The 209-nt window shown below is 52.2% G+C and carries 1 rRNA gene; it reads left to right on the forward strand.

Annotation, left to right across the window (positions count from 1 at the left end):
• Nucleotides 1-81, forward strand: a 23S ribosomal RNA gene (locus FHC48_RS23380); the annotation flags it as partial.
• Nucleotides 82-209: the final 128 nt, after the last annotated feature.

Raw genomic sequence — 209 nt, forward strand, 5'->3', positions numbered from 1 at the left:
CGACGACGTTGATAGGTCGGGTGTGTAAGCGCAGCGATGCGTTGAGCTAACCGATACTAATGAACCGTGAGGCTTAACCTTACAACGCCGAAGGTGTTTTGGCGAAGAGACAGATTTTCAGCCTGATACAGATTAAACAGAATTTGCCTGGCGGCTTTAGCGCGGTGGTCCCACCTGACCCCATGCCGAACTCAGAAGTGAAACGCCGT

The organism is Enterobacter sp. EC_50 (genome assembly GCF_019584525.1).
GTDB lineage: Bacteria > Pseudomonadota > Gammaproteobacteria > Enterobacterales > Enterobacteriaceae > Enterobacter > Enterobacter roggenkampii.